At 31.4% G+C, this 17377-nt stretch carries 25 protein-coding genes; 1 reads left to right on the forward strand and 24 read right to left on the reverse strand.

Annotated elements, in window-relative coordinates; all coding sequences use genetic code 11:
• Positions 1-91 precede the first annotated feature (91 nt).
• Positions 92-1111, reverse strand: a complete 1020-nt coding sequence (locus ABTV69_RS13295; RefSeq protein WP_433829488.1) for a DUF481 domain-containing protein — start codon at positions 1109-1111, stop codon at positions 92-94.
• Positions 1112-1465: 354 nt separating this feature from the next.
• Here ABTV69_RS13295 and ABTV69_RS13300 point away from each other — a divergent pair, with 354 nt between their 5' ends.
• Positions 1466-2356 (forward strand): LamG domain-containing protein, encoded by an 891-nt coding sequence (locus ABTV69_RS13300; protein ID WP_433829490.1) that lies wholly within the window; start codon positions 1466-1468, stop codon positions 2354-2356.
• A gap of 24 nt (positions 2357-2380) precedes the next feature.
• On the opposite strand, the gene ABTV69_RS13305 is transcribed toward ABTV69_RS13300, so the two are convergent.
• The 23 genes from ABTV69_RS13305 to gcvT form a co-directional block, all read right to left on the reverse strand.
• Entirely contained in the window at positions 2381-3046 is a 666-nt protein-coding gene (locus ABTV69_RS13305; RefSeq protein ID WP_433829492.1) for a hypothetical protein, read from the reverse strand.
• A gap of 42 nt (positions 3047-3088) precedes the next feature.
• Positions 3089-3400 carry a hypothetical protein gene (locus ABTV69_RS13310; protein ID WP_433829494.1) on the reverse strand — a complete coding sequence of 104 codons (312 nt, stop codon included), beginning with the start codon at positions 3398-3400 and terminating at the stop codon, positions 3089-3091.
• Positions 3401-3411: 11 nt separating this feature from the next.
• Positions 3412-4068, reverse strand: a complete 657-nt coding sequence (locus tag ABTV69_RS13315; RefSeq protein WP_433829496.1) for a hypothetical protein — start codon at positions 4066-4068, stop codon at positions 3412-3414.
• A 21-nt stretch (positions 4069-4089) separates the two neighbouring features.
• The gene (locus ABTV69_RS13320; protein ID WP_433829497.1) at positions 4090-4449 is read right to left on the reverse strand and encodes a hypothetical protein; all 360 of its coding nucleotides are present in this window, start codon (positions 4447-4449) and stop codon (positions 4090-4092) included.
• A gap of 89 nt (positions 4450-4538) precedes the next feature.
• Positions 4539-4919 carry a hypothetical protein gene (locus ABTV69_RS13325; RefSeq protein WP_433829499.1) on the reverse strand — a complete coding sequence of 127 codons (381 nt, stop codon included), beginning with the start codon at positions 4917-4919 and terminating at the stop codon, positions 4539-4541.
• An 89-nt stretch (positions 4920-5008) separates the two neighbouring features.
• Positions 5009-5554 carry a hypothetical protein gene (locus ABTV69_RS13330; RefSeq protein WP_433829501.1) on the reverse strand — a complete coding sequence of 182 codons (546 nt, stop codon included), beginning with the start codon at positions 5552-5554 and terminating at the stop codon, positions 5009-5011.
• Between the two features lie 12 nt (positions 5555-5566).
• Positions 5567-5932 (reverse strand): hypothetical protein, encoded by a 366-nt coding sequence (locus ABTV69_RS13335; protein WP_433829503.1) that lies wholly within the window; start codon positions 5930-5932, stop codon positions 5567-5569.
• A gap of 50 nt (positions 5933-5982) precedes the next feature.
• Positions 5983-6528 (reverse strand): hypothetical protein, encoded by a 546-nt coding sequence (locus ABTV69_RS13340; RefSeq protein WP_433829505.1) that lies wholly within the window; start codon positions 6526-6528, stop codon positions 5983-5985.
• Between the two features lie 53 nt (positions 6529-6581).
• Complete coding sequence (locus tag ABTV69_RS13345; protein ID WP_433829507.1) at positions 6582-7013, reverse strand: SMI1/KNR4 family protein; 432 nt, start codon at positions 7011-7013, stop codon at positions 6582-6584.
• A 119-nt stretch (positions 7014-7132) separates the two neighbouring features.
• Entirely contained in the window at positions 7133-7333 is a 201-nt protein-coding gene (locus ABTV69_RS13350) for a hypothetical protein (protein WP_433829509.1), read from the reverse strand.
• A 99-nt stretch (positions 7334-7432) separates the two neighbouring features.
• Positions 7433-8167, reverse strand: coding sequence for a hypothetical protein (locus ABTV69_RS13355; RefSeq protein ID WP_433829511.1), 735 nt, complete (start codon positions 8165-8167; stop codon positions 7433-7435).
• A gap of 42 nt (positions 8168-8209) precedes the next feature.
• Entirely contained in the window at positions 8210-8512 is a 303-nt protein-coding gene (locus ABTV69_RS13360; RefSeq protein ID WP_433829513.1) for a hypothetical protein, read from the reverse strand.
• An 82-nt stretch (positions 8513-8594) separates the two neighbouring features.
• Positions 8595-9092 carry a hypothetical protein gene (locus ABTV69_RS13365; protein ID WP_433829514.1) on the reverse strand — a complete coding sequence of 166 codons (498 nt, stop codon included), beginning with the start codon at positions 9090-9092 and terminating at the stop codon, positions 8595-8597.
• Positions 9093-9106: 14 nt separating this feature from the next.
• Positions 9107-9607: a hypothetical protein gene (locus ABTV69_RS13370; RefSeq protein ID WP_433829516.1), complete on the reverse strand. Its 501-nt coding sequence runs from the start codon at positions 9605-9607 to the stop codon at positions 9107-9109.
• Positions 9600-10295 carry a hypothetical protein gene (locus ABTV69_RS13375; RefSeq protein ID WP_433829517.1) on the reverse strand — a complete coding sequence of 232 codons (696 nt, stop codon included), beginning with the start codon at positions 10293-10295 and terminating at the stop codon, positions 9600-9602. The genes ABTV69_RS13370 and ABTV69_RS13375 overlap by 8 nt, the downstream gene beginning before the upstream one ends.
• A gap of 26 nt (positions 10296-10321) precedes the next feature.
• Positions 10322-10579, reverse strand: coding sequence for a hypothetical protein (locus tag ABTV69_RS13380; RefSeq protein WP_433829519.1), 258 nt, complete (start codon positions 10577-10579; stop codon positions 10322-10324).
• A gap of 69 nt (positions 10580-10648) precedes the next feature.
• Positions 10649-10903, reverse strand: a complete 255-nt coding sequence (locus ABTV69_RS13385) for an SUKH-3 domain-containing protein (RefSeq protein WP_433829521.1) — start codon at positions 10901-10903, stop codon at positions 10649-10651.
• Between the two features lie 2 nt (positions 10904-10905).
• Entirely contained in the window at positions 10906-11280 is a 375-nt protein-coding gene (locus ABTV69_RS13390) for a hypothetical protein (RefSeq protein ID WP_433829522.1), read from the reverse strand.
• Between the two features lie 28 nt (positions 11281-11308).
• Complete coding sequence (locus tag ABTV69_RS13395) at positions 11309-11818, reverse strand: hypothetical protein (protein ID WP_433829524.1); 510 nt, start codon at positions 11816-11818, stop codon at positions 11309-11311.
• 299 nt (positions 11819-12117) lie between these two features.
• A complete protein-coding gene (locus ABTV69_RS13400) occupies positions 12118-12513 on the reverse strand; it encodes a hypothetical protein (RefSeq protein ID WP_433829526.1) in 396 nt (131 codons plus the stop codon).
• Positions 12514-12588: 75 nt separating this feature from the next.
• Positions 12589-13302, reverse strand: coding sequence for a YebC/PmpR family DNA-binding transcriptional regulator (locus ABTV69_RS13405; protein WP_026729302.1), 714 nt, complete (start codon positions 13300-13302; stop codon positions 12589-12591).
• A gap of 613 nt (positions 13303-13915) precedes the next feature.
• Positions 13916-15952 (reverse strand): S41 family peptidase, encoded by a 2037-nt coding sequence (locus ABTV69_RS13410; RefSeq protein WP_433829528.1) that lies wholly within the window; start codon positions 15950-15952, stop codon positions 13916-13918.
• A gap of 198 nt (positions 15953-16150) precedes the next feature.
• Entirely contained in the window at positions 16151-17233 is a 1083-nt protein-coding gene (gcvT, locus tag ABTV69_RS13415; RefSeq protein WP_433829530.1) for a glycine cleavage system aminomethyltransferase GcvT, read from the reverse strand.
• Positions 17234-17377 lie beyond the last annotated feature (144 nt).

Below are 17377 nucleotides of genomic sequence, written 5' to 3' on the forward strand. Positions count from 1 at the left end.
GTTTTTAAATGTTAGTTAGTTTTTTTATTGCGTAAGCAATTGTGTTTTTTGGAATAGTAAGGAAAGCTTTCTGAGAGTTCAGAAGGCTTTTTTAGTCTAATTTCCAGCCAAAAGTAGTTTGGAAAACATAATCGTCTTTAGACGCCTCCTCTTTTGGCTTATTGTCATAATTGTAAACAAATGATAATTTGATAAAAAAGTCCAAAGGCAAATCGTATTTAGTGTCTACAGAAAAATCGGTACGAATCCTTTTGCTTTCTGTTAAACTCGGAAAAACAGTTACTTTCGACTGTATGCTAAAATCACCAATATCATATAAGTTTAAGTCACTGCCCAAGAATAACTCCAAACTTTTATTAGTTTCGCTGGCTCCTGTAAAGCGTTCATTATTAAACGATAATCCCGAAGCAATTCCCCAATATTTTTGGTTGCTATGTATGAGATATTTTCCATAACCAGCTTTAGAAACAATACGAAGATCAATGTCTTGTTCAGTATTTTTTAATGTTACAATTGATAAGGGAACAAAATAATCTTTTGGCAATAAATGAATATAACTAAGATCGGTATCAATTCTGCGAATTGGATCGCTGTCATCCTGTATGGACTGAATTTGTTTGTAGGTGGCGGTTCCGTACCATTTTTTTGCCGTATAGCCTAAATTTACATTTACTGTTAATTGCTGTAGGCTTTGTGCTTTAGTAAGTTTAATTCCTGCATCGAAACTGGCGTCAAGGCGGCTCCAAAAACTATCGTCTACCGGTTTTATACGAACAATATCGGTTATGTCAACAATACTTTTGGTTTGAGTTTCAATATTAGTGATCTCGCATTTATTAGGAGTTTTGGTTTTGGTAATTTTTCCATTCAGCAAGCTCCCATTAGAAAGATTAATAATGTGGACTCTTTGTGAACTAAGACTTTTAACATGTTTCCATTCTACTTTAAAATCATCTTTGCTGTAATCGGTTTCTATTTGTAATACACCCTTATTCATTGTTTTTATTTCGCCTACAATGATATCATTGTTTTTCAGTACGAGAGTGTCAGAAACTTGTGCAGTGATTTTTAAGAAAAACAAAAGAAAAAATAAGAGTAAGGTTTTTGTCATGCTTTTAGTTTATTTCTTTGATTTACAGCTTATAATGTTAAAGTTAGAAATAAAAAACTAGTGACACACAGAATCATAAAAAAATCATGTTTTTGATTCTTGGTTTTACTAGTAAGTTCGTGTTAATTTGAAATATACTTAAAATATATTTTTTTTAGGTTTTAAAAGTATTTTTGTGAGAATTATATATTTGTATGTAGGAATTGTTTGGAGATGCTGAATTTTAATTATAGTTTTAACAAAATTTCTAAAAATAATAAACAAAATTTTGAAACTGTAGAATATACGGTTTGTAAATTTTGTAACTAATTGCTATTTGCCTTAAACCAAACCTATTCTGATAAAGCTACAATTATGAAAAAAATATTACTCACTTTTATGTTTGTAAATTTTTTAACTGCCAATGCGCAAAATCCGGTGCAGGAATTTAATTTCAACGGAAATTTAAACAGTGCCGATAACTCCATTTCTTTTTTAGGAACACCACTTTTTGTAAACGACAGAACGGGAAATCCTAAAAGCGCTTTACGACTTACCAATAAAGCGTATCAGGCAGTAGTAGGCGAGCTTCCTCAGGATAATAAACCAAAAACACTATCGGTTTGGGTAAAATTTAATGCGGTCAATATTCCGAATTATATTTTAGGATACGGTGCTGCGGTAAACGGACAATATTTCGGATTAGTACAGCAACCGGTAATTTCAGGCAATTCAGATTTAAGTTTGGTAGGATGGGGAGATGCCAACAATATTATTGTTTCTGTGCCGCTTGCGAAAGAAACTTGGTATTTCTATAGCATTACTTATGATGGAAATGTTTCTAAAATCTATCGCAATGGCGAATTATTAAAAGCTGCAGATGGAATTCAGCGTTCGGCAAAAGGATATATTTTAAATATTGGAAAATTAAATACCTCAACAAGTATCAATGCAGATATTGACGATTTAAGGTTGTATAGCGTTGCCATGACAGACGAACAGGTTAAGGAAGCATACAATAGTTCGAAACCAAGTGCTATAGCAACTGAAACGGCATCTGTTTCAAGCATGCCAAAAAAGACTGTTGCTTCGCCCGTAAAAACTTCAACAACTTCTGCAGCTCCAGCCGAAACCAATAAAAGCGGTAAAACCATTGAGGTTTTTTCGCAGGGAAGACAAATAATGAGTGCAAATGCTTCTAATATTAGTGATTTACCTGAAGGAACTTATTTGATTAAGGTTATTAATTCGGGTGCGAAAAAGTAATTTTTAGCAACAGTTTTTAGTATGCTAAAACCTAAACTGACTGCAATCATTTTTAAAACCATTTTCATACGCTCCATCCATATTTTCAGATTCAAAAGTTAAGGGCTCTTCTATTCCAAAATCTTCTTTTATTTTTTTTAATAGACTTGCCAAAACACTTCTATTATATTCTGCGCATTCTTTGCCCAATAAAAGTTTATTCGGCTGGTTTAATTCTTCATTGAATCCAGCCCATATCCATTCTGAAAAAATATTTATTTTCATCCATAATGATAATTCAATACTGTTTGCCGGATATTCATTCGCAGTTAATAAAAAAAATGCAGCATCTTTAATAATATGTTTTTTGCTTCCTTCAAGGCAGATGTCAAAATAATAATCTGCTAGAGTACGTTCTATACTTTCGTCAATAACTTCAAGATTGTCTAACCAGGAATCAAAGTCTTCTTGATCTGCCGTCCATGTTGCATAATCGTTTGTTTTTACGTGGTTCATATCAGACATTAATAATTTGGTAGGCCTTCCTGAGATGTTCAACATTTTTTTGAGTAAACTAACCGCATTGGTAGACGTTAAGTCTTCTTTGCCATTAATAACAATTTTGCCTGTCCAGTCACCAACAATTCTACCATAAGGATTTATTCTTTCGATGCTTTCTTCTACTTCTTTAGAAATTTTAAATGTTATCATCGTCTTATTTTTTTTGACTTTATTTAGTAGAATAAAAACACATTAAGCTTCGTTTTCATACTCTTTTAATTTGTCTCTGTATTTTTCGAGCATTTCGCAAATCTCTTCCGTTGGTATTTCAGCCACAAATTTTCCGTGATATTCTAATGTACTTATTTCTTTATGAATCAGTAATTCGGATACTTCCAAGCCCCATGACATTTCTGGATATTCTCCACTCATTACTCGTTTACAGCTTGTAATTCCGTCTTCTATCATTGAAAAAGGCATATCTAGAATTTCATTATTAAAGATCCAAAGTTTTTTATCTTCCAAATAAATTGTTGGCTTAATTTTATACTTTAAAGTTTTCATATCAAAATGAATTAAGAGTCTATTTTTATTATGTATTCCTTTAAATTAAAAGAGTAATTAGGATTTTCTCCGAATTCTTTAATGCAAACTTCTTTCGATAAAAAGAGATCGTATCCAATTTGCAAACTTCCTCTTTCATGTAACTCTTTTACCAATAAGTTTTCATTTTCCCAGCCTGTAGCATCAACAACTTTTTTTAATGCAGAAGTCAGTCTATTGTAATTTAAGTTGTAACGCTCCAAATTCCAAACAAACGAAAATTGATCTTCGTCAAAAGACATTGGCAACCAGATGTCTGATTTTGTTGATAATACAAAGCTCTGCTGAAATGTACGAAAACTTTCTATGCAAAATATACCAGAATACGTTTCTTCGCCTTGTTGGGTGTAGATAACAGTGTCTCCAGTAATGCCAAATTCAAAACAGTTTTGCAAAAAGTCGTCTCTTTGAATTTGTTCTATTAAATCGTCTACTGAGCTGTAATTTAATTTTTCACTGCGACCTTCAAGAAATTTAGGAATCAGTAGTTTCTCTTCAATAAGTATGGTTAGTAAAACCTTCAGATCTGATAGAATTTCAGGATATGGCGAAGTTTGATAATCGTACCCGTATTTGTTGCTTTCAAAATGCCAGCTTCCTCTTAGTTTCTTTGGTAAATAAACTTCCATATATAAGCACTACTAAATTAATTAGTTGTTTTGGTTTTCAATTAAATGATCTTTCCAATCTCTCATAAACTTATAGATTTCTTGCGTTGGAAGTTCAGTAATAGTTTTACAATCATCATAAATATCAATTATCGACGAAGTGTTTTTATTGCACTCAATGGAGTAAACTTCATAACCAAAATCATATTGCTGCAAATTGCCCGATAAAACTTGTTCCAGGGAATTTACAATTTCTTTCAAATAGGAAAGGCTTAAATTTTTAATTTCCGTAGAAAAATAAACTCCATATTGTTCTTCATTTTCAATTAAAATTAGTGATGTTGTTTTATTAAGACGATCTCTTTCATCCAAATAATTATATTGTTCAAATTTATATTTCATTAAAAAGGCAAGGCAAGTAAGTTAAATCTCATTTTTTTTTAATATACAGAGTAGGCACGGAATTATAAGCAGAATCAATATGTAAATAATTATGCCTTTGACATATATTGTAGGTTGCAATACGTCTGTATTGCGCAATATTGTTTTTTTGCATTTTTGCAGTACCACACTTCTAAATATTTTCCCTTTTTATCAAGTAAAGTATTTTCCATTAGATAAGTGCGAGAATAGTATATGTTTTCATTTGTTTTTTGTTTTTCTAAAACACCATAATACCAAGAATTGGATCCGCTAGAATTGGAAGAATTATTGTTCTCGATCTTGTCAATGTATAATTTATCTTTTTCAAAATACTTTGATGGATCCAAATTGTAATATATTAATTTGAGGTCTCTGAAATTGTGCATTAATTCTGAAATTAATGCGCCAAAGGCAAAAACTAATATAACGCAACATAATAGTTTTCTCATATTGTTCTGTAGGGGGTATTTATTTTTAAAGATTTTAAATTTGAGTCTTAATCGATTTCATTGTACAGTTTTTCAGTTTGAGAGAAAAATTATTTTTTACTATCAGCTTCCCACCTTCCAAGATTTTTTCTTTTTCCGATTTGATGTAATGCCAATGCTTTTATTTCTTCATCTTCTGATTGTGAAATGACTTCTAATGCTTCAAAATTATAAGGCTCGGGCTGTGCGCCAATGGCATAGATAATTTTTCTGATGAAAGGATATTTCAAACATTCATCGTGTCTGTAAAACTCAGGAAGAGAATGGAATACCTGCATTAAATATTTTATAGTATCCTTATCTTCATTATACCAGTTTTGAAAGCTTCGAACTATAGATTCATGACTATGATGTCCGTTGTCTATTAGAAAGATGTACAGCAGTTTCATAAATTCATTTTCGGACATAGAAATTGGAAATCTCCACAATATAGCATCAAATCGATTATTGAAAACAGCATCACTTTTTGACTCTAATAGTAACTGTTTCAATTCTTCGAAATTTGCTTCGTAAGGAAATATAGGAAGTAAATCTTCTCTACTAATTCTAAAATTTTTATGGAAAATTTCCCAATCTTTTTCAGATACTTTTATCATCTGTATATTTTTTTAATTTCCTAATTCTTTAAGAGGGGTATTGAAATGTGGATTATCATCGGGGGTAGGGTGTAAACACATTTCTATTGCAGTGCTTAAGTAATAAATCATTTCTTCGTAAGTGTAATGTTGTACTTCGTCACCTCTGTACAATTCTAAATCGTCATATAATCCGGGTACTATAAGCATCAGGTAGTATAAAATATCTTTTGGAACTTCTTTTTTGTTTTTCCAGTCTTCTTTTAATCTTTCCAGAATCTCGTATAATTCATCCAACAGAACAAGATCGATACCTTCTTTATTATGATACTTTATTAAAAAGCCATTGTCTTTATCGAAAATAAAATTCTTGATTTTTTCAGCTGTTATTTCGCTCATTTTAAGTGCTTTTAGATTTTGGTCTGTTGTTTTTAGTTTGGAGGAAAAAATCATTCATTGCTATTTGCTTCCCATCTGCCAAGACGTTTTCTTTTTTCGATTTGATGTAGCGCCAATGCTTTTATTTCTTCATCTTCTGATTGTGAAATAGCTTCTAACGCTTCAAAGTTATAAGGTTCTGGTTGTGCGCCAATGGCATAGATAATTTTTCTAATATAAGGATATTTCAAAGCTTCATCATACTTATAAAACTCAGGAGGTGAATGAAACGCCTGCATTAAATATTTTATAGTATCCTTGTCTTCATTAAACCAATCTTGAAATTTTCGAATTATAGATTCATGATTATGATGCCAATTTTCTACTAAAAAAATTTGCAGCAGTTTCATAAACTCACAATCAGACATAGAAATTGGAAATCGCCACAAGATGTCAGTAAATCTAGTGTCAAATATAGAATCAGTTTTAGACTCAAATAGCAATTGTTTCAATTCTTCAAAATTTGCTCTGTAAGGAAAAATGAGAAATAATTTTTCTCTACTAGTTTTATAATTCGTGTCAAAAATTCCCCAATCTTTATCTAAAACTTTTATCATTTTTTGCTTTTTTGTTCCAACAGATATTAATGCTTTTATAGATCGATACTATTTTAGATATCTTTGGCAGTTTCTTCTTGCAATCCATTTATAAATTCTTCAAAGCCATTGGCTACAAATTCAAAAGCATCCTCTTTTGTTTTCCACTCCATTTCCATTTGATATAATAAAACTTGATTCATCGATTTTTCATCAAATGAGATGCAAAATATCCAACCTCCATTATCTATAGCAAAGGGCAGTTTTTTTCCTAAGTCTTCTTCCTTAAATTCTTTGATAAAATCGTACATCATACTATAAGTTATAAATTGTGAAATCTCAAATAATTTCCCATCCTTATTTATAAACTTATTTTCCTTTACTGACAAATCAGCATATTCTGAAATAAAATCTTTAATGTTATGAGGTATTTTGATCCCAATTTCAGTTTCGATTCTAATATATTGGTGTGGCAAAAACCGATCACTTAATGTTAACTTTCTCATGTTTTAATCACTAATTTTTGGATACTATTTTTTCTTTTAAATAGATATCTGGCGAAAGCTAAGTTAAAATTATATTCCTATAAAAATAAAAAACCTTCTGAAATTCAGAAGGCTCATTTTTATCTCTTTTTCTGCTGACCTGGAGCGTAAGCTTTAGCGCTTTTATCTCCATTCATTTTTTTTGCTTGTCCTGGTGGTATTTTACCAGAATTAGGACGGCCACTATTGTGCACATGTGTACTACAGCTAATAACACTTAATAGTAAGAATAAAAGAACTAGTGCTACTACCGCAATTCGGGTGATTTTTGATGTTTGCATTTTTAGTTTTAAATTTATTTGAGGTCTTGCAAATATAATTGAATTGTTGTTTTTAAAGATATTTAGAACTTAGTTTAAAACGAGTTCAAATAGTAATTTTTATTTTTCATAAACACCATAAATAAAAATACTTTCAGGTCCATAACTACCCAGAATGCAATAAATAACAATCAGATCATCATTTTCAGAAATTTCAAATTGCCTTGTGTTGTGTGCTTCCGTACAAGCATAATAAACTCCATTTTCTTCTCTCATCTGTAAATTATATTTTGAAGATAATGACTCGAGTTCATTTTTGTTATATAATTTGAAAGTAGATAAAATCTTTACATTTTCCTTTATAATATAAATTCGTTTGCTGTTTAATTCTACATACGAATTGCTCCACACAGCATAGTCTGAGGAAGATAGCCAATCGAAATATTGATTGATTACCTGATATAATTTTGAACCATCGAAAAAAGCATAATTGAAAATTTCTAAATCATTTTTCGGACTTGATGTATCGGTTATCGTGTTAGAAGAATTGTCTAAATACTTTTTCCATTTTTTCAGTAATTCATAAATTTCTTCAGTTGAAACTTCAGCAATACATTTCCAATTATTGTAAGTGTCGATAATTTGAGAGATTTCTTTTTTAGATTCGATAGAATAGACCTCATATCCAAAATCATATTTTTCTAAATCTCCAGATTGTATATTTTCTAGATTGTCTAAAATTTCGATTAGATACTCAGAACTGCAAGATCCTAATTCATTTAGATATTTGAAATCACCTTTGATAGAAAATTGTGGTGTTCCTATTTCGTTTTTATAAAATTCGTATTCGAGCATTTTTATTGGTTTTAGAAAAAAGAATCTTACTGGTGTTTGAGTTTAGCATTTTCTGATTAGATATTTAATGGTCTTTTCAAAAGTAATCGGATCTTCATCTGATTCAAAAGTTTTTACAAGAAATTCCATTTTCTCAAATTTATTAAGATCTTCAACTCCAAATCCGTCCCAGCCGGTCGGGATGTCATATTCATGAGTAAGAGACACATCATTCATTTTAAGGCTATGGCTTGGGAGAAAATAAACCCATTCGGAATAATATTCTAGTTCTTTAGTTTCTAGCTCTTCACTCGCTTTTTTTAGCGTTAGTTTAAATTTTTCAAACTCAATATCGTTTAGCGCCATTATGATTTTGTGTTTTTAGAATGCCAATTTTTGGGTACAGTATTTCAGCCTGTAGCCAAAGTTTTCGCTCTTCCATACTTCTTTAATGTTTATTAGGATTGGTAAAACACCAATTTTTATTGAAGGGAAGTTTTTTCAGCTTCATCATATCATCCCAACTGAAAGCATGATCCCATTCGAACCAAAAATACTCGTCTGGATTTAACTTTAAATATTCGTACGCAAAACGGAAAATGATTTCTGTGTTGCCGTCTCTCACTTTTTCGATATAAGCAAGACTGCATAATCTTTTATTAGGCACTAGAAAGTCAAGATCTTTATCTAATCCGACCGCGATATCTTCTTCATTAACCCCTTGAATATTAAATACAAATTGATTTTCATTGTCTTCTGAGATTGAACCTTTGTCATCACTTATACCAACAGAAGTATGTCGTAGCTTCCCGTCAGGGAAAAACCTCTTGTCATTGCGAAAATTAAACATCGCATTGATAGTGAAACACACTTTTGCCGCATCCAAGAAAACCTTTTCAGGATCGTGTTTTTGCCAATCTTTAATTATATGCGCATATATTCCCATTACTTTATTTTTTTTTAGCCAACAATACCAAATTCAATATCTTCTATTAATGATGTCCATAATCCATTGTCGCTTTTTAAAAGATTTTCGTCTATCTTTAGCAATTCAGTTTCTAAAAATTTTGCATAGTTCTTATGGTTTTTATCTTCTCGATAGTTGCCAAACTTTTGCTGCGGAATATCAATTTTCCATAAAGAATCATAAATATATAGTTGCAAGAGCAAATTTTTAAGCGATTTCGAAATAAAAAGTTGGTCGTCTCTTCTTATTTCTCTCGACTTTAAGTTTAAGATCAGATGGTTATTAGAAATTGTCTTTCCAATTATAATTTCTGATTTTGATAATGCATAAAGATCGTTAGTAAACTCATAATCTAGAACACCATTTGGCAGTCCAATTTGCGAGAGCACTACGATTTCTTCATCAGTAAGTTTTTGACTTATTTGAGTGTTAATTTCTCTCTTAATTAGATTAGAATTGAAATGTGATATTATTTTTTCTAATTGATCAATCATTTTTAAAATAAGTGCTAATAAATTTATCCTCTTCTTTCTGAATCAGTTCCAATTGCAATTGATTAGATTGATATTCTTGTCCCCTGTAAATCCATCTAAAGATATTAGGATAAAGTGATTCGTTGACAATATTTCTTTTTTCGATAATCTTTTGCTCTTGTAAATCATATATAAAACAGCTATTGGAATAAGCCTGAATAACTTGAATTTGATTCCGATTAATCAAAAAAGCCCATTCGATACTGATATCTTCATCAAATTTTATTTTTTTGTTTTCTAAAGTTCGAAGATCGGTCAAAACCAAACTTCTTCTATTGATTACTAAATGATTTTCTGGATAAAAGAAACTTCCGACCAAACTGTCTTGAAATGTATTTCCGTTTTCTCTAAAATATACTTTTAAGCTAGTTTTAGTAAAGTCCAGAGTATTCAGCAAAAGAAAATCGCTGTTAGGAATAAATGCAAAATTTTCAGAAGGATGTTCCGTTTCCATTTTTTCATTGATAACACATTGAATTGCGTTTTCTGAAAACAATTCTTTGGTTTTATCTATTCCATCAATCAACAAAGCATAATAAGCAGTTTCTTGCCCTCTGTTAGGCTCTTTCCAACCTTTGAAAACAAATTCTACTTTTTTGCTTAGATTTTTATGAGGTTCTAAATTTTCTATTTTCTTTAGTTGAATCATGGATTTTAAATTCATTTAAATAATAATTATCCCCAAGGATTATCTTCAAACAATGGATTGATAGGTAAAGGATGAGGTAATTCTTTTCCAACGGGAGGCATCCATTTCATGGTGTGTTCATTTAAAATGTACATATCTCCAGAGCCCATTACTATTTTTACAAGAGCTTCAAAAGCATTATCTGAAACCCAAATAAATTGTGGTATAAAATCTATGATATAAAAATTACCATTTTCATCCATAAGAACTGTATTGTTTTCGGTTAATCCTGCTATTTCATACAATTGAGTGCCAATTAATGTTGAATAATAATAATCAATATCATCATTTTTGAAATCAATTTCATCTCCTATCTAATAAGTGTTTGGCACGTAATATTCTATTGCTTTAGGATTGTTAAAAAATTTGCTATGGATCTTCATCGTTTCTAGTTTGTTTTCAGCATGAAGTGTCAGACCGCCAAACTCGCAATAAAAATCTTGAACCTTTGGTGGAAGCATTTTATAAAGAGGAGTATTTTCAATTTCACTCTTTATACTTCTCCCTTCATACCATCCAGCATTGATGAGTGCAGTTCTAAATAATTCTTTTTTGTCCTTAAAATCCATAATTACTTTTCTATTTGTAAAACTGCATAAATCAAACCGCTGTAATAATCTCTATATTCAGTAATGTCAAAAATGATAAGGTAATCGTTATTACATTCTTTAGAATTATAGATTTGATATCTGTAGGTAAACGCTCTATTTGTATCTTCTAAATTTTGCAATTTATCGACATCATTTTGTGCTAAATCACTATTTGAGATTGCGCCGATTTCAATTAATGAACTTACTAAATTTGATTTTTCTAATGAAATACTTGCTTCATGTTTTATCTCTCCATTTCCGCAATAAAAATTAAAGCTAAATTCAGAATCATGATTTTCAATAGGAAATGAATGTGTTCCTAACTGTATTTTTTTTATAATAGAAATTTTAGACATAGTTGATGATGGCTATTTGTCAGATATATTATCTGTCATTTTTTATTTTCGCTACTATTTCATCTGTTAATAATGGAGACTCCCAAATACCAAGAATATACGTAACATCTTCGTCCAGCATATCTTCTCCAGCTCCTCTAGGCTGATATTCAAACTGCCAACGAAAAAATTCAATTTTTAAATACTCTTTTCCGTCTATTTCCATCAGAGTAATTTCAGCAGAGCCTTTGTATAATTTATTGATTTTTAAAACGCTATTAAAATATCCTTTATGAATAGAGTCTTCTTCAATTTCAAATCCATATGTTTTAGATAAAAAAGACAATTCATCTGCTGTAAAAGATTCATTATGGGGTATAAATGGATTGGCTATTAATCTTTTTCTATAGGTCTTTCCCTCAGAGTATTCTACATTTAAAAGTTTTATTGAAGGCCTTACCAATTCTGTTTTGATCGAACTTATTCCCTCAAAAATGGTTTTTGATCCGCCGCCAGAAATTTCAGTTTGTATGCAGTGAAAGTTTTCTATTAGTTTCATTTGGGGTTTTGATTGTCATTAGCTATAGAAACAAATATAAATTTTTATTTGAATTAAGAGAAAGTTCCCTAAAACAAAAAAGTCTCCTAATATCTGGAGACTTGTATTTTTTTAGCTAATAACACTGATCACAATAAATAAGATGACAAGTGCTATAACAGCGAATTTCATAAATTTTGACGATTGCATAAATGAAAAGATTTAAATTAATTTATTTCTGATAGAGGCAAATATAATTTTTTATTTGAAACTAAAACTAAAATAAACCAAAACAGAAAAAGTTTTAGAAACTCAAAATTTTATATTTTCCAATACCTGCAATTTTCAGGAATCAGATCTAAAAACTGACTTTGATTTTCTATAAAAACACCTTTCCAGCCTTTAATAATTCTATTTTCTAGAGCCTGATCAAAAAAGTTGCTGTAAAGTTCTCTATTGTCAAAATCAATATACAAACTCGGAAGATAATTGTTTTTCTCTAAATCGGAATTTTCCGTTTTATATGCATTATGTATGCTTTCAAATTCAATTTTTAAATGCTCTATTTCTTGTAAATAATTGTTGTTAAGAATATCATTTTCCCAATCGTCTAGAAGCCACCATGAGTTTTCTCCAAAATAAAGAGATAGCTTACCGTCTAATTGGAGGACAGTAAATATTCCATTCTGAAATTTACTAAAATAAGAATTCATCATTTTTAAGAATTTGTGTTTAGGGTAAAAAAAAAGCTCGGGAAAACCAGAGCTTTTAAAATATATTTTATAGAAAGACTATTCTTCTTTCATTGTATGATACACGTTCATTACGTCATCATCTTCTTCGATTTTTTCGATTAGTTTCTCAACGTCAGCGATTTGAGCTTCAGTTAATTCTTTAGTGATTTGCGGAATACGCTCAAAACCAGAAGATAAAATTTCAAGACCTCTGTTTTCTAATTCTTTCTGCAAAGCACCAAAACTTCCAAAAGGAGCGTAGATTAAGATTCCGTCCTCGTCTTCAAAAACTTCCTCAGCACCAAAATCAATTAATTCTAATTCTAATTCTTCAGCATCAAGACCATTATTTGCAATTCTAAAGTTGCAAGTGTGATCAAACATAAACTCAACAGAACCTTGAGTCCCCATTGTTCCGTTGCATTTGTTGAAATAACTGCGAATGTTAGCTACAGTTCTGTTATTGTTGTCAGAAGCCGTTTCAATTAAGATTGCAATTCCGTGAGGAGCGTATCCTTCAAACAAAATTTCTTTATAGTTAGCAGTGTCTTTGTTACTTGCATTTTTAATCGCGCGCTCCACATTGTCTTTAGGCATGTTGGCAGCTTTCGCGTTTTGTATAACAGCTCTTAATCTAGAATTGGCATCTGGGTTTGGTCCGCCTTCTTTAACAGCCATTACGATATCTTTACCAATTCTGGTAAATGTTTTGGCCATTGCTGACCAACGTTTCATTTTTCTTCCTTTTCTAAATTCGAACGCTCTTCCCATTTCTAATTTTTAGTTTTGTGATGCAAAAATAAGGTTTTCCAAATTTTTACAAAAACAAAACAATTGTTTTTTTAAGGATAACTTTAACCGCAAAGTTCGTAAAGGAAAATTCCAATATTATCCCGAAGCTTCGGGACCAAACCCCAAAAGAGCGAAGCGATTTTAAAAGCTAAAATCTTATCACATAATTATTTCGCAATTTATTCCGAACATAGCCCATGGTTTCAACCATGGTACGTATCGTGTTTCAATCTTTGTGTACCTAGAGGAAAATTCCAATATTATCCCGAAGCTTCGGGACCAAATTCCAAAAAGAGCGAAGCGATTTTTAGAATCTAAAATCTTTTTTCGTAATTATTTCGCAATTTATTCAGAACATAGCCCATGGTATCAACCATGGGTTCGTGTAGTGTTTCAATCTTTGTTATGTATCGTGTTCCAATATTTGTGTACCCATGGTTGAAACCATGGGCTATGTTTTAAAAATAGTTCCAGAGAAAACCTCAATATTAAAATTCCAAATTCCAAAAAGAGCGAAGCGATTTTAAAATCTAAAATCTAAAATCTAAAATCTAAAATCTAAAATCTAAAATCTAAAATCTAAAATCTAAAATCATTTCCCACCTCCATTAAATTCATTAATAATATTTACAGCTTCGTTGAGGTACGGATTTGTCTTAAGATTATCCATTTGATATTGGTTAATCGTTTTATCATTCGGATAAGCTCCTAAAAGAAACTGATTTACGCTAGAGTTGTAAACATCAAGCGGATTATTTTCGTCATTGAAAGTATTGATTTCTGTCCAAAGTGCTCCTAATGTCTTTTTCTGTTTGAAAACCGCATCCAATGTTAACGGAGTTTCCGATTTTGGAGTATTAACCAGCTGATCTATTTTAAGGTTGATCTTTTTAATATTGTTGAAAAAGTAATTGTCTGACAATCGTTCTGAACTGTTTTTAGCAATTTTATCGATCAAATTACGTTTCACATAGGTTTTGTATTTTAAAAAAGGCTCAATGCTGTCGTTTTTCATTGCCGTCGGAAAATCACTTTCTTTTTGGTAAATATCTTCGTAAAATTCTGGAAGCGCAACATCTGGTTTTACCCCAATATATTGATGGCTTTTACCCGTAATTCTATAAAACTTATTGATTGTAATTTTTAAGAAATCGGTGTTTTTTTCCTCGTCAAGCGGAAGAATAGTCTGCATGGTCGCTTTTCCCAGTGTATTGCTGCCTAACAAAAGCGCCCGATTGTAATCTTGCATAATCGAAGCAAAAAATTCACTCGCCGAAGCCGTATTGCTATTTACTAATACCACAATTGGGCCTCTGTAAATAACCCCTTTAAACGGATCGTTAATCACAGACTTCTCTTTTTTGCTGTCAATTACAATTGAAAGCGGACCGTAATCTACAAACATTCCTGCCAGTTTTATCGCTTCTTCCATAGAACCGCCTCCATTATCAATGAGATCAATCACTAGCCCTTTTATATCGTCTCTTTGCAGTTTTATAACTTCGCGTGCCACATCATCTGCACAGCCTTTTCTGCTATTGCCATCAAGATCTGCATAAAAACTCGGAATTTTTACATACCCAATTTTGCTGTCTTTGCCAATTATGAAACTGAAAACCGAATTTTCTTCATCTTTCATCATTTGTTTTTCAATATAAACATCAAAACTTTTGCCCGAATTACGTTTTAATGTCAGGGTGATATGTTTATTGCTTTCAGACAAAATCATAGAGGAAATAGATTCTAAAGAAGCACAAGAAACCTGAAGAGTTTCTTTCTGATTGGAAATCGAAATAATCTGATCGCCTTTTTTTATTTGCCCCGTTTGATAAGCTGGTCCATTTGGGTCTACTTCATCAATAATAATTTCATTTTTTTCATTCAAATTAACCGTCATTCCAAGTGACAAATGTTCTTTTGATAATGAAGCCACAAAACTTGTTTTAGAGTCATCGCTAAAATAAGCGGTGTGCGGATCAAAATACGTGCAGAAGAAATTGTATAGTTTTTCTTCTTGTTTGGTGTTGGATTCTATTAATGTGCTAAAACGGCATATTTCATTGGTGAGAATTTGCTTTTTAGAAGCCTGTTCAATCGATTTAAAATTGGTTTTTAGAGAATCTAGATTTTCGCTCATTTCAGCAATATCGTCCAAGATCTGATAGCGCAGTTTTTTTATCCAAACCTTTTCCATGTCCTCTTTTTTTAGATAAAAGGCAAAAGATTTTTTATAAAACCGTATTGTATCTTTCTTACTATAATCAATCGGGATAGTTTGGATTTTTTCTAAGATTTTTTTGGTTCGGATAAGACCGTTTACATATGTTGCTTTTATATCAGTTAGAAAACTGCAGTCGTTTTTTAAGATTAAATCGTCTAGATTATAGCGATATTTTTTAGCCATTTCCTCGTACTCGCTCTTGAAGAAAATATTGCGAGAAGGGTCTAGTTCGTTTATGAGGTTGTCAAAAACAAACACAGAAAGACTATCATCAACAGGTTTTGGTCTTAAGTGCTCTGCTTGAATAAGCGCATTTATTTTGTTTAATATTTCACAAGTTTCTGCGCTGTTCTGACCAAAGAATATAGTTGATGTCAGCAAAAAAAGTAGTAGTGAAATCTTTTTCATAAATGGAAATTCATGGTTCATGATTAAAGTTACACTAATTTTTTTACAAAAGGCGGTATTTTTTCCAAAATATCGACAACAAAAAGTATTTAGTCGTTAAACGAACAAACGGAAAAATAAAACGCCAAAAACAGGTTTGTCTAAAAACAAAAAATGCGTTACCGATGTAACGCATTTTTCAATTTATGGTAATAAAAATTATTTCTTGTAGAATGGCAATTTCACCACTTTAGCAGGAACATCATTTTTTCTAATTCGAATAAAAATATCACTGTCAACCGCACTGTTTGCAACTGTAACGTATCCCAGACCAATTCCTTTATTCATAGAAGGCGACATAGTACCAGAAGTTACAATTCCGATTACCGCTCCAGAACCATCAACGATCTCATAATCGTGTCTTGGCACTGCACGTTCTTGCATTTCAAAAGCAACCAGTTTTCTAGTAACGCCAGCCTCTTTTTGTTTTTTAAGCGCTTCAGAATTAGTGAAATCTTTAGTAAATTTCGTGATCCATCCTAAACCAGCTTCAAGCGGAGAAGTTGTATCGTTAATATCGTTTCCGTAAAGGCAGAATCCCATTTCAAGACGTAAAGTATCACGTGCTGCAAGACCAATTGGCTGAATTCCGAAAGAAGCTCCAGCTTCAAAAACTTTATTCCAAATTGCTTCAGCATCAGCATTTTTGCAGTAGATTTCAAATCCGCCAGAACCAGTATAACCAGTTGCAGAAATAATTACATCATTAAAACCAGCAAAATCACCCACTTCAAAATGGTAATAAGTAATAGCAGATAAATCAACAGAAGTCAAAGACTGCATAGCTTCAACCGCTTTTGGCCCTTGAATCGCTAATAAAGAATACTCGTCAGAAAGATTCTTCATATCCACTCCCAAATCATTGTGAGACGTAATCCAGTTCCAGTCTTTTTCAATATTCGAAGCATTTACAACAAGCAAATACTCTTCTTCTTTCATTTTATAAATAATCAAATCGTCAACAATTCCGCCTTCATTATTAGGAAGACAAGAATATTGCGCTCTTCCAATTGTCAAAGTCGAAGCATCGTTTGAAGTCACTTTTTGAATTAAAGCTAAAGCATTTGGTCCTGTCAACAAAAATTCACCCATGTGCGAAACATCAAAAACTCCCACGCCGTTACGAACTGTTTCGTGTTCAGCATTAACCCCTTCATAAGTAATAGGCATATTGTAACCCGCAAAAGGAAGCATTTTCGCTCCTAAACCTTCATGTATGTGCGTAAGCGCAGTATTTTTCATTGTGTTGTTATATAAAATTGTTTTGCAAATCTATTCAAAAAATATCAAATTTGAATGTCCCAAATTATAAATTTCGCAATAATTGGGAGCTATTCCAGCTTTTCGTTGCATCCCGATGGCTATCGGGACATAAAAAAAGCAAAG

This window comes from Flavobacterium anhuiense (genome assembly GCF_050990855.1).
GTDB classification, from domain to species: Bacteria; Bacteroidota; Bacteroidia; order Flavobacteriales; family Flavobacteriaceae; genus Flavobacterium; species Flavobacterium anhuiense_C.